Origin of the sequence: Bradyrhizobium sp. A11 (genome assembly GCF_042077125.1) — a bacterium.
Taxonomy (GTDB): Bacteria; Pseudomonadota; Alphaproteobacteria; order Rhizobiales; family Xanthobacteraceae; genus Bradyrhizobium; species Bradyrhizobium japonicum_B.
Genome location: NZ_CP149509.1, coordinates 1693682 through 1705817 on the forward strand (window position 1 = coordinate 1693682; position 12136 = coordinate 1705817).

9 protein-coding genes and 1 pseudogene are annotated in these 12136 nt (G+C 63.1%); 7 read left to right on the forward strand and 3 right to left on the reverse strand.

Translation table 11 applies throughout. The features are described 5' to 3' along the window. Positions 1–10 precede the first annotated feature (10 nt). Positions 11–1699 carry an aspartate:alanine exchanger family transporter gene (locus WI560_RS07890; protein ID WP_375307537.1) on the reverse strand — a complete coding sequence of 563 codons (1689 nt, stop codon included), beginning with the start codon at positions 1697–1699 and terminating at the stop codon, positions 11–13. 60 nt (positions 1700–1759) lie between these two features. On the opposite strand from WI560_RS07890, the gene WI560_RS07895 reads away from it, so the two are divergent. The 5 genes and pseudogenes from WI560_RS07895 (at position 1760) to WI560_RS07915 (ending at position 8818) form a co-directional block, all read left to right on the forward strand. Continuing rightward, complete coding sequence (locus WI560_RS07895) at positions 1760–2071, forward strand: hypothetical protein (RefSeq protein WP_375307538.1); 312 nt, start codon at positions 1760–1762, stop codon at positions 2069–2071. After that, on the forward strand, positions 2068–3765 hold the full coding sequence (locus tag WI560_RS07900; protein ID WP_375307539.1) for a SulP family inorganic anion transporter: 1698 nt from the start codon (positions 2068–2070) through the stop codon (positions 3763–3765). Before WI560_RS07895 ends, WI560_RS07900 begins: the two co-directional genes overlap by 4 nt. A 138-nt stretch (positions 3766–3903) precedes the next feature. Continuing rightward, a pseudogene (locus WI560_RS07905) lies at positions 3904–6655 on the forward strand (decarboxylase). A gap of 12 nt (positions 6656–6667) precedes the next feature. Beyond that, the gene (locus WI560_RS07910) at positions 6668–8368 is read left to right on the forward strand and encodes an aspartate:alanine exchanger family transporter (RefSeq protein WP_257177168.1); all 1701 of its coding nucleotides are present in this window, start codon (positions 6668–6670) and stop codon (positions 8366–8368) included. Between the two features lie 24 nt (positions 8369–8392). Next, a complete protein-coding gene (locus WI560_RS07915) occupies positions 8393–8818 on the forward strand; it encodes a hypothetical protein (protein WP_375307540.1) in 426 nt (141 codons plus the stop codon). Positions 8819–8870: 52 nt separating this feature from the next. Here the strand turns inward: WI560_RS07915 and ppk2 are convergent, their stop codons facing one another. After that, complete coding sequence (gene ppk2 / locus WI560_RS07920; protein ID WP_375307541.1) at positions 8871–9671, reverse strand: polyphosphate kinase 2; 801 nt, start codon at positions 9669–9671, stop codon at positions 8871–8873. Between the two features lie 45 nt (positions 9672–9716). Then, positions 9717–10172: a hypothetical protein gene (locus WI560_RS07925; RefSeq protein ID WP_257177171.1), complete on the reverse strand. Its 456-nt coding sequence runs from the start codon at positions 10170–10172 to the stop codon at positions 9717–9719. Positions 10173–10323: 151 nt separating this feature from the next. On the opposite strand from WI560_RS07925, the gene WI560_RS07930 reads away from it, so the two are divergent. After that, positions 10324–10782 (forward strand): hypothetical protein, encoded by a 459-nt coding sequence (locus WI560_RS07930; protein ID WP_375307542.1) that lies wholly within the window; start codon positions 10324–10326, stop codon positions 10780–10782. Further along, positions 10775–12010, forward strand: a complete 1236-nt coding sequence (locus WI560_RS07935; protein ID WP_375307543.1) for an HlyD family secretion protein — start codon at positions 10775–10777, stop codon at positions 12008–12010. The genes WI560_RS07930 and WI560_RS07935 overlap by 8 nt, the downstream gene beginning before the upstream one ends. The last annotated feature ends 126 nt before the right edge of the window (positions 12011–12136 follow it).

Below are 12136 nucleotides of genomic sequence, written 5' to 3' on the forward strand. Positions count from 1 at the left end.
TCCGGCCTCCTCATCCGGCAAACGTCGCCGCTACGATGATCGGTCCAAGCACCGTCAGGACGAAGTTCCCGACGGCATAAGGCACGGCGACGCCGAGCACCGGGGTCTGGCTTTCGGCGACCTCGCAGGCGCCCGTCACGGCGGCATCGACCGTCATGGCGCCCGCCAGCGCACCGCAAGTGATGACCGGGTTCATGCGCAGCACGTGATAAGCGAACAGCGTCGCGACGATCAGCGGCACCAGCGTGACGACGAGGCCCATGCCGACCAGCAGCAAACCGTGCGCCTGGATTGCGATCCAAGCCGCATGGCCGTTGCCAAGGCCGATGGCGGCAATGAAGCCGCCGAGGCCGATATCGCTCAGCGTCTGCTGCGCAGCGGGCGGCATCGCGCCCATGGTCGGCCGGCGCGACCGCAGCCAGCCGCAGACAAGGCCCGCAATCAAGGCCCCGCCGCCGCCGCCGAGCGTCAGCGCAATGCCTCCGACCTTGAAGCTGATCAGGCCGGCCAGCAAGCCGGCGGCAATACCGGTCGCGAGAAAGGCGATGTCGGTACGATCGCCGGCGCGTAGGATTTGCCCGACGTGCGCAGCTGCGCGTTCGATGTTGCGGCTGGTGCCGACGAGGGTCATGACGTCGCCGACATAGATCCGCGTGTCGGGGCTGAGCGGCACCTCGCGTCCCATCCGGGTCAGGGCTCGCAGGAACACACCGCGCGCATTGCTGCCGACGCGATCGGCGACGTCCTGGACCGAGCGGCCGTGGAGCTTGCGGTTGTCGACCAGCACGTCGACGACATTGCCCGGCATGGCCTTCAGGATTTCATCGGCATCGATCTCGGTGCCGATCACAGGCCGCGCGGCGACGATCACCGCTGTCCGTCCCGCGAGCACGATGTCGTCGCCCGCCTCGAGCACGGTGTCGAGATGCGGCTCGATGTCGGCTCCCCGGCGCACGATGCGCTCGATGACGGTGCGGCTGCCGATCTCGTCCTCGATCGCCTTCACGGTTCGGCCGGCGGCCGCCGAGACGCGATAGGCGCGCGCCTGGAATTTGCGATAGTGCAGGTTCTCGGTCTTGGGCGGCTCGCCGCCGGCAAGTTCGATTTCGAGCTTCTTGGCTTCGTCCTTGAGACTGACGCCCATCAGCTTAGGCGCAACGAATGGCACGTAGATCAGCGTCAGGATGTATCCGAGAACGTAGGTCACCGCGTAACCGGCGGCGATATTTGCTTCCTGCTGCTCGAGCAAAGCCTTCGGCAAGCCAAGCTGCGCCAGGGCGCCTGAGGCCGTGCCGATGACGGAGGATTGCGTCAGCGCACCTGCAGCGAGGCCCGAAGCGGTCCCTGGATCGAGCCCTACCGTAAAGGCAAACGCCAGCACGATGATCAGGCCCGTCCCGCCAAGCACGAGCGCCATGGCGACCTGGGCCAGAGTGCGGATGCTCAAGGAAGCGAAGAATTCGGGTCCCGATTTGTAGCCTATCGTGAACACGAACAGGCTGAACAAGATGATCCGCAGCACCGACGGAAACGCGAAGGTGCCGAGCTGGCCGATCAGCACGGCGACGATGAGCGTGCATGCAGTGGTGCCGATCGAGAAGCCGCGGATCCTGACCCGGCCCAGCAAGGTCCCAAGAGCAACTGCAAGCAGCAGAAAGATTTCGGGAGCGGTGGAGATGATCCACCCGATGGTGTCCATGGTCGCCATTCCCCAGCGCATTGGTCCCGATGGATTGAATCCTCAAAGCCCCTAGGAGCTTTGATTCAAGTCAAGCCTTCTCTGCGCCCGCGCGGCCTCAATGGACCAGCGCCCAGATCGGCGGCAAACGATGTATCGGATATGAGCTCACAGGGCATTGCCGCGACTTCATTGCTGCGCCGCGACGAAACGATCGCCGTCGCGCCGATCCTGGCCATCGCGGTCGGCATCGTGATCGCCGCCTGGCTGCGCCGTGATGCGGGGGCGAGAGCGAGTGCCATCAGCACCTTGGCCGAGATCCTGCTTCCTGTGGTTGCTTTGCTGATCGTGCTGGTGCGCTGCGAAGCCGCGCCCTCCGAGGCAAGCTCATGAAGCCGCCGTCTGGATCGCGGCTGGGGTGGATGCGTTTGATCCCGCCGTTTGGCTGGCTTTCCGGGTATCGGATGACGTGGCTGCCCTCCGACGCGGTGGCCGGCGTCACGCTGGCCGCGTACGCAATTCCTGTATCGCTCGCCTATGCTGCGCTTGCAGGCCTGCCGCCGCAGATCGGTGTCTACGGCTATATTCTCGGCGGCATCGGTTATGCGCTGCTCGGCTCCTCCCGCCAGCTCGCCATCGGCCCGACCTCGGCCATCTCGCTGATGATCGCGGGCACGGTCGGGTTGCTCGCCGCAGGTGATCCGGTTCGCTATGCTCAGATTGCAAGCCTTGTTGCCTGCGCGGTGGCGCTGCTGTGCCTGATCGCCTGGCTGTTCAAATTGTCCAGCCTCGTCCGCCTGGTCAGCGACAGCATCCTGGTCGGCTTCAAGGCGGGCGCCGGGCTCACCATCATCATGAGCCAATTGCCGAGCCTGTTTGGCATTCCCGGCGGCGGTCGCAATTTCTTCGATCGGGCCATCCACATCGCGCGCCAGCTTGGCGATACGAATCTGCTGGTGTTGACGGTCGGTGCCGTTGCGCTCCTGCTGTTGCTGCTCGGCGAGCGCCGCCTCCCGGGCCGCCCGGTCGGCATCACCATCGTGGCCCTCGCGATCGTAGCGGCCACGCTGCTTGGGTTACCTGCCATGGGGGTGCCGGTCACAGGCAAGATCCCCGAGGGATTACCGACCCTTGCCGTTCCCACCTTTGGGCTGGTTGAACCCGAGGAGCTGTTTCCCATTGCGGCGGGTTGTCTCTTGCTGGCCTATATCGAAGGCGTGTCCGCCGCACGCAGCTTCGCTGCCAAGCACGGATATGCGCTCGACGTTCGGCAGGAATTTCTCGGCTTGGGCGCCGCCAACCTTGCCGCGGCATTCGGCCACGGCTACCCGGTCGCCGGCGGGTTGTCGCAATCGGCGGTGAACGACAATGCCGGCGCGCGTACGCCACTTGCACTGGTGATCTGCTCGGTCACCTTGGCGCTGTGCCTGTTGTTCTTCACAGGGCTGCTGACCAATCTTCCCAAGGCGGTGCTGGCCGCGATCGTCTTTGCCGCGGTGTACAGACTGGTGGACATTCCGGCGCTGTGGCGGATGTGGAAAGTCAGCCGGATCGATTTCTACGCGGCCGCCATCGCGCTGATTGCGGTGCTGCTGCTCGGAATCCTTCAAGGCGTGCTGCTTGCTGCGATCGCGTCGATCTTCCTGCTGCTGGCGCGGGCATCGCAACCGAATATCGCCTTCCTCGGCCGGCTGCCGGGAACCGGCCGCTATTCCGACAGCGCCAGGCATGAGGGCGTGGAGCCCCTCGTCGGCGTGATCGCTTTTCGTCCCGAGGCTTCGCTGCTCTACATCAATGCCGAGACGATCCTCGCGACCGTGCTGAAGGCGCTGGCCAGATCGGTCGATATCAGGCTGGTCGTCTGCGATCTCTCGGCATCGCCCTATATCGATCTCGCCGGCGCGCGCATGCTGCACGATCTCTATGACGAACTCGCCTCCCGTCACGTCGCGCTTTGCATCGTTGGCGCGCACGCGCAGCTGCGCGACCTCCTGCGGGCGGAAGGGCTGGCCGAGAAGACCGACAGCGCACAATGGCTGCGGACGCTCGATAGCGTGTTGGGCGGCAGCGACGCGAGGGGCGGTTAAGCGTTGTTGCGTTGCGAGATGCACGCGCGCCGCTGACGTCGTCCATGATCATTCAGACCGTTGACTTGGATCAATGGAGCGCAGGTCCGCAAGGCCACGATCCCGCATCACAATTGCCACTGGGATCGGGAGAGAGACATGTCCAAGGATGCCAACTCCGCAGAGAAGCGTATCGATCGATTTTTTTCCGGGCCCGGAGCCCGGGCCGATGATTGGCGCGATCTCGTGGAAGCAGCGAAGACCTGGGCGCGGGCCGGCAATCGCGCGGCCTACGATGCGGCGCTGGCCGAGCTCTCGGTCACCGAGGAATTTCATGGCTATCCCGGTCTGCACCTGATGGCGGCGTTGCGGGAAGCCGCAGCAGCCGGCGACGGGGCCACATCGTTCGCGCTTGCGACGAAGATCGCCCAGGCGCTGGCGACCCGGTCGTTCCGTCAGCATGCCGGCGACTGGAGCGCGAAGGACGAGGGCAATGGCGATGTGCCCGAACTGGTGCCGCCGTCGTTTGGCGGGCCCACGGCGCGCCGGCCCTACTTCGAAACCCTCATCGTGACCGGCGTGTCGTCCAGCCAGTGGCCGGCACTCGCCACCGAATGGCGCAAGCTGCGGCGTCCGATCGACGGCTTCATCTATGAGCCCGTCATTGTCGGCAGCCTCGAAGACGCGTTCTGTGCGACCATGCTCAACCCTGATATCGCCGCGGTCATCATCAACGAGGGTTTTGGCCTGCGGTCGCGGCACGAAGCGCCGGTGCTTCGCTCGATCATGGCGACCGCCGGTCTCAAGGATGAAGCCGACGCATCCGCGCTCCGGCTCGCCCAGATCATCAAGCGGATCCGGCCGGAGCTTGATCTCTACATGATCTCGAATCGAGACGTCGAGGAATTGGCAGGTAATCCCGAAGCCAGTGTCGTCCGCCGCATCTTCTATTCGGTGGAAGAGCTGCTGGAGCTGCATCTGTCGATCCTCGAAGGCATCCAGGACCGGTACGACACACCGTTTTTCGACAACCTCAAGAAATATGCGCAGCGTCCGATCGGGACGTTCCACGCACTGCCGATCGCCCGCGGCAAGTCGATCTTCAAGTCGGACTGGATCCGCGACATGGGCGAGTTCTACGGACCCAACCTGTTCCTGGCCGAGAGCAGCGCCACCACAGGCGGCCTTGACAGCATGCTGGAGCCGACCGGCAACATCAAGAAGGCGCAGGAGAAGGCGGCAAGGGCACTTGGTGCCGATCGCGTCTTCTTCGTCACCAACGGCACTTCGACATCGAACAAGATGGCGGTGCAGGCGCTGCTTGCGCCCGGCGATATCGCGATCGTCGATCGCAACCCACAAGTCGCACCATTACGGGATGGTGCTGGCGGGTGCGCAGCCGCTCTATGTCGAGGCGTTCCCGATGACGGAATATTCGATGTACGGCGCCGTGCCGCTGAAGACGATCAAGCAGGCGCTGCTCAATGCCAAGGCCGACGGCCGGCTCGACCGCGTCAAGATGGTCGATCTCACCAACTGCACCTTCGACGGCCACATCTACAACACGCGCCGCGTGATGGAGGAATGTCTCGCCATCAAGCCGGACCTGATCTTCCTGTGGGACGAGGCCTGGTTCGGCTTCGCGCGCTTCTCGCCGTTCCTGCGTCGGCGTACCGCCATGGGCGCCGCCAATGAGATCGAGACGTGGATGCACGATCCGAAGTCCGTGGCGGCCTATGAGAAGCAGCAGGCCGAACTCGGCAAGAACCCGTCGGACGCGATGCTGCTCAAAACCAGGCTCATCCCTGATCCGCGGCAGATCCGCCTTCGCGTCTACCAGACCAACTCGACTCACAAGTCGATGTCGGCGATCCGGCAAGGCTCCATGCTCTCGGTGAAGGACGTCGAGTTCCATACGGTCGAGCAGCAGTTCAAAGAGGCCGTGTTCACGCACGCCTCCACCAGTCCGAACCAGCAGCTCATCGCCAGCCTCGATATCTCGCGGCGGCAGATGGAGCTGGAGGGTTACGGCCTCGTGGCCAACGCGATCGAGATCGCGTTCGCGATCCGCCATGCGGTCAACAACAATCCGCTGATTTCGAAGTATTTCCGTGTGCTTGGCGCAGATGCCATGGTGCCGGCGCAGTACCGCCAGAGCGGCTTTACCGATTATCTTGCGGCCGGCGTGAACTGGGCGAATACGCTGAGGAGCTTCGACGAGGACGAGTTCTGCCTCGACCCGACCCGCATGACGCTGGTGTGCGGAACGGCCGGCTACGACGGCACGCAGTTCAAGGGCATTTTGGCGAGCGAGTACAACATCCAGGTCAACAAGACCTCGCGCAACTCGGTCCTGGTCCAGTCCAACATCAACAACACCCGCAGCGATGTTGCGCACTTAATCCGAGTGCTGGCCGAGATTGCTGGCGAGATCGATCGGGGCCTCGCACAGGGGGGCGCTAACGCGCGGAAGACTTTCGAGGCGCGCGTCAAGAGCCTGATGACGGACGTGCCGGACCTGCCGAACTTCTCGCATTTCCACCCGAGCTTCCGCGGCGATGCCGGTGCCAAGACCAACGAAGGCGACATCCGCACCGGCTTCTACGCAGCTTACGACGCGGCGGGTTGCGAGCACATTCGCCTCAACGATCCGGAGATCGACCGTCGTCTGAAGGCCGGGCCGGAGCTTGTCTCGGCAAATTTCGTCATCCCGTATCCGCCGGGCTTCCCGATCATGGTGCCGGGCCAGGTCATCACCCAGGAGACCATCGACTTCATGCGCAAGCTCGACGTGAAGGAGATCCACGGCTACGACGCCAAGGAAGGTCTCAAGCTCGTGCGTACTGAAGCCTTGGCGAAGATCGGCAGGCCCAAGCCGGCCGCGGTGCCAAAGCTCAAGGCGGCATCTTAGAGGGGACCGAACATGCAAGGCTTTTTCACATTCCTTCAGCAGTATCCATATCTGCTGCTGTTCTTCGTCGTCGGCCTCGCCGTCTATATCGGTCGGGCCAGCATCAAGGGTTATGGTCTCGGCATGGTCGCCGGCGCCATCGTGGTGGGGGCGGGCCTGTCGGTATGGGCCTCCACCTACGGCGTGAAGCTCGAGCTGAATAACTTCGCCAAGAGCCTGTTCTACTACCTCTTCATGTACGGTGTGGGCTTGCGCGTCGGTCCCTCCTTCATCAACAGCCTGAAGGGCGACGGCCTCAAGTTCTGCATTCTCGCCGTCGTATCGAGCGTGCTCGGCCTTGCGCTGGTGGTGATCGGTGCAAAGCTGTTCGCGCTCCCCCCAGGGGCGGCAGGTGGCATGCTGGCGGGATCGCAGACCATGTCGGCCGCCATCGGCTCGGCCGAGCAGGCCGTCACATCAGGTGTCGTCAAGCTCCCTGCGGGCATGAAGCCCGAGGACGCCTCCGGCATGATCGCGCTCTCGTACGGCATCACCTATATCTGGGGCACTGTCGGCATCATCCTGATCTGCAAATACCTGCCGCGCTGGTGGGGTGTCGATGCCAAGGCCGCTGCCAAGCAATATGAGCAGGAGTTCGGGGTTAAGGATCTCGAAGGCGGCGGCCTCACCGGCTATCGTCAGTTCGGGCTACGCGCCTATCGGCTGGAGAACCCTGCGACCGCGGGCATGAGCATCGCCAAATTCCGCGCCATGAATCCGGAGTACCGGATCGTCAACGTGGGGCGGAACGGCGAACCGCAAGGTGCCGATGCCGATCTCGTGCTGCAAAAGGGCGACATCGTCGCGCTTGGCGGCTCGACCGAGCATCTCACAGACAAGATGGGCCTGATCGGTCCCGAGGTCGCCGACGCCAAGACGCTCGGCATTCCCATGGACCAGGCGGACATCCTCGTCACCAACAAGGACATGGTGGGGCGCACGTTCGAGTCCTTCCGTGACACCGCGATCGCCGGCCAGTTGCAAGTGACCAAGGTCGAGCGCGGCGGCGTGCAGATCCCGGCTGGTCTGAAGACCAAGCTGGAGCGGATGGACATCGTCTCGGTGGTCGGCTTGAAGTCCGCTGTCAACGAGCTCGGCGAGATGTGGGGCCGCATTGCGCGGACCAACACGTCGACCGATCTGCTGACCCTTTCGGTCGGCATGATCATCGGCTTCCTGATCGGCATGGTGGAATTCCCGGCGTTCGGCGCCAAGGTCGGCCTCGGCAACGCGGGCGGTCTGTTGCTGTCGGGCGTGATCGTCTCCTCCATCGTGTCGCGGCTCCGTTTCTTCGGCAATACGCCGAACGCGGCGCGCAACGTGCTGGAGGATCTCGGTCTCGTGGTGTTCGTCGCCATCGTCGGTGTCAATGCCGGTGCCGGTCTCCTTGCTCAGCTCACCGGTGCGGTTGCGCTGAAGATCTTCATCGTCGGCTTCATCGCCTGCACGATCCCGCCCTTCATCGTTTGGGCGATCGGGTTCCACGTGTTCAAGATCAATCCGGCCGTGTTGATGGGCGGCGTGGCCGGTGCCCGTTCGCACTCCGGTCCTTGCCGGGAGGCTGCGGTTGAGATCCAGAGCTCCGTGCCCTGGATCGGCTTCCCGGTCGGCTATGCCGTCTCGGGAATTCTGCTCACCGTGTTCGGCTACTTCGCAATGCTTCTGGCTCAATAGCGAGCCAAACTCAGGGGAAAGTAAATGAAGAAACTCGTAGCTGTTGCTGCTCTGGTTCTCGGCGTCGCCGGCTTCAGCGTGCCCTCGCGCGCCGAAACCGGCAGCGTCACCGTGGTCTTCACCAAGGGCGGCTTCATCGTCGGCGTCGGAGGCGGCGAGGGTGTGCTGCGCCTGCGCGGCAAGAACTATCCGTTCACCGTATCCGGCATGAGCGTCGGTTTGACCGTGGGTGCCTCGACCACCAAGTTCGTCGGGCGTGCCTTGAACTTGCGCGGCCCGGCGTCGATCGAGGGGGCATACGCGGTGGGCGGGGCCGGGGGCGCCGTTGCGGCTGGTGCTGGTGCGGTTCAACTGCAGAACGCCAATGGCGTGATCCTTCAGCTCAGCGGGCCGAAGGTGGGCGCCGAAGTGTCGGCGGCCGTCGGCGGGGTCACGATCCGGTTGAAATAGGCGTGAACGCAAGAAAATAGGTCGCGTACTGCGCGGCCTATTTCGATCTCGTTTAGTAGCGCTCCTGCACGAACTTCATCCCCCGCAGGCTCGCCTGGTCATTGTAGCGTCCCTTGTCGGAGCGCGGCGGCAGCTTGACCTTGTCCTTCTTGATCCGCTTGTGCGGGATCGAGTCCAGCAGATGCGCGATACAATTCAGCCGCGCCCGCCGCTTGTCATCGGACCTGACGATCGTCCATGGCGCATGCTTGGAGCTCGTTGCCTCGAACATCAGATCGCGAGCCCTCGAATATTCGTACCAGCGCCGATAGGACTCGGTGTCCATCGGGCTCAGTTTCCACTGTCGCAACGGATCGTCGATCCTGGCGCGGAACCGTCGCTCCTGCTCGTCCATCCCGACCTCGAGCCAGATCTTGATCAGGATGATCCCGCTCTCGACGAGATGCTTCTCCATCTGGGGACACAGGGTGAGGAACCGCTTGTGGTCCTCAGGTGAGCAGAAGCCCATGACATATTCCACGCCGGCGCGATTGTACCAGCTCCGGTCGAAGATCACGACTTCGCCGCCTGCAGGGAAATGCTGCATGTAACGCTGGATGTAGAGCTGCGACTTCTCACGGTCGGAGGGCGCGGGCAGGGCGACCACGCGGAATACGCGGGGGCTGACCTTTTCGGTGATCGCCTTGATCGTGCCGCCCTTGCCCGCGGCATCGCGGCCTTCGAAGAACACCACGACGCGGAGCTTCTTCTCCTTCACCCAGTCCTGGAGATGGCAGAGCTGGACCTGAAGCTTCTCCAGCTCCTTTTCGTAAGTCTTGCGCTTCATCCGCGCGCCGTCTTCGTCCTTCGCCATGCCCTGCCTTTCGCTATGCCCAATCAAGTCCGGCAAAAGGAATGATCAATCGCCCCAGGAAATCGTGACGCCGATGTCGCCGGGCATGCCGCCGGGGAAGTCGATGATCTGGTAACTGATGCGATAGCCGCGCGGCTTCAGATAGTCGGTCCAGAGCTGGAAGATTTCCTTCGGGATACCGGTCAGCGTCTTCTCCCAGCCCGCTTCCTGCTGGTTGATGGCGCGACCCTTGTCGGTGCACAGCGTGTTGGGAAAGCGATACACCTGCACCTCGGTCAGCCCGTTTCGCACTGCACGCTGGATGATGGTGGCGGCAAGCTGGATCTTCTCTTCCTCGGTTTTGCCCGACGGTTTGCTCAGCCGCTCGATCAAAGCGCGCTTCTCGTCCTCCGCCGCAGCGGCGAGCCGGGCATATTCCTCCGCCTTTTCGGCCTCCTTCAGGGCGGCTTCCTTGCGGATTTGCATGGCATTGGGGATCAGGGCGTCGAGATTGGCGGACATTGCCGATGTCTCCTGCTGCTCAGTTTTCACTGCTTGAGCAAGGCTAGGTCGGACGGACTCAATTCTGTTGATTCATATCAAGCAAAGCGGAGCCGCGATCCCCAATCTGCTATAAGGACCGCAGCAGCGTGTCCCTGATCTGGAGAGCAAGTTGAGCGAACAGCTTCATCCGATGGCACCACACAATCTGCCCTTCTACATCATCTTGCCAGGGCAAACCGACGTGCTGATGATCGTGACGGGCATCATCCTGATCGCGGCCGTTTTCGGGGTAGGGCTGTTGTACTGGCATTTGCACAGCCTGCCCGAGCGCATGGCGCACAAGACCCAGAAGCTGCAGTTCGAGATCGTCGCCGTGCTGGGACTTCTCGCGCTGTTCACACACGAGCATCTGTACTGGATCGCGGCACTGGTGCTTGCGCTGATCGAGCTGCCGGATTTCGGAACGCCGCTACGTAGCATCGCCGGCTCGGTGGAGAGGATCGCAGATAGCACGTCACAAGTTGGTGTGAGCGAGGCGCCTCAGCCCGACACGGCGGCCGCTCCGGCAACGGTCAGCCGGGAGGATCAGATCGTGGATACTGAGCAGAAGGTGCGCAGTCATGCTTGAGCTCATCATCTGCTCGCTCCTGACCATTCTTCCTGACTACCTCTATCGGCGCTTCGTCCAAGGCAAGCGGTTCGGTAAGGAGATCACGCTCTTCTCCGTTTGGTACGAGCTGCGCTGGGGCATCACCGGCTGCCTGATGCTGACCGTGGCGCTGATCACCAGCGTCTTCTTCTTTCATCCGGCGACGTCAAACGCGGCATTGCTGTTCCGAACCGTCCCGATCCTGCCCGAGGGATCGGGTCGTGTCGCAGAAGTTAACGTCGGCTACAGCCAGGTCGTGAAGAAGGGCGACGTCCTCTTCAGGTTGGACAATTCGAAGCAGACGGCTGCGCTCGAAACGGCCAGGCGCAAGGTCGCCGAGATCGATGCTTCCATGGCCTCCGCAAGGGCCGACATCGTCAAGGCCGAGGCGCAGCTCCAGGAGGCCAGGGCCAGCTACCAGCAGGCAAAGGACGAACTCGACGTCAAGACGGAATTGCAGCGTCGCAATCCCGGGATCGTCCCGCAGCGCGACATCGAGAAGCTTCAGGTCGTCGTCGACCAGCGTCAGGCCGGTATCGACGCCGCAACCGCGACGAAGGAATCGGCAACCCTGCAGGTGTCGACCCTGCTGCCGGCGCAAAAGGCGAGCGCGGAGGCCTCGCTGGCCGAGGCGCAGGTTGACCTCGACAAGACCTTCGTTCGTGCCGGTGTCGACGGACGCGTCGAGCAATTTCTCGTCCGCACCGGCGACGTCGTCAATCAATTGATGCGGCCCGCGGGAATCTTGATTCCTGAGGGCGCCGGCAGAGAGCGGCTGCAGGCTGGCTTCGGCCAGATCGAAGCAGGCGTCATGAAGGAGGGTATGGTTGCAGAGGCAACCTGTATCTCCAGACCATGGGCCGTAATTCCTTTGGTCGTAACCGCGGTACAGGACTATATCGCGGCCGGACAGGCTCGGGCCGGCGAGCAGCTTATCGAGGCGCAGAACCTTGCCAAGCCGGGGACAATCCTGGTGTTTCTCGAGCCGCTTTATAAGGGGGGACTCGATGGCGTGACGGCCGGCAGCACCTGCATCGTGAACGCGTATACCAGCAATCACCAGGAGATCGTCGACCCCAAGACTTCGACCGGGAGGCGGATCGTCCTTCATGCGATCGACGCAATCGGATTCGTCCATGCGCTGCTACTACGGATCCAGGCGCTGCTGCTGCCATTCAAGGCCCTGATCTTCAGTGGTGGGCACTAGTTCCGGAATGGACTAAGAAACTCGGGCGGCAACGCTGCCCGTGCCGATATGCGGCTCGTCTGGGTGCAACAGGCACTGGTGCGGTTGCGGCCAGATGTGCTGTGATGGCGCCATCGGCACGATGTG

What these genes read in the sequence shown, in the direction of transcription:
- WI560_RS07890 (WP_375307537.1), bottom strand. Translation starts at nt 1,699, where the DNA reads ATGGACACCATCGGGTGGATCATCTCCACCGCTCCCGAAATCTTTCTG.
- WI560_RS07925 (WP_257177171.1), bottom strand. Translation starts at nt 10,172, where the DNA reads ATGTCCGCCAATCTCGACGCCCTGATCCCCAATGCCATGCAAATCCGC.
- WI560_RS07915 (WP_375307540.1), top strand. Translation starts at nt 8,393, where the DNA reads ATGAAGAAACTCGTAGCTGTTGCTGCTCTGGTTCTCGGCGTCGCCGGC.
- ppk2 (WP_375307541.1), bottom strand. Translation starts at nt 9,671, where the DNA reads ATGGCGAAGGACGAAGACGGCGCGCGGATGAAGCGCAAGACTTACGAA.
- WI560_RS07900 (WP_375307539.1), top strand. Translation starts at nt 2,068, where the DNA reads ATGAAGCCGCCGTCTGGATCGCGGCTGGGGTGGATGCGTTTGATCCCG.
- WI560_RS07935 (WP_375307543.1), top strand. Translation starts at nt 10,775, where the DNA reads ATGCTTGAGCTCATCATCTGCTCGCTCCTGACCATTCTTCCTGACTAC.
- WI560_RS07910 (WP_257177168.1), top strand. Translation starts at nt 6,668, where the DNA reads ATGCAAGGCTTTTTCACATTCCTTCAGCAGTATCCATATCTGCTGCTG.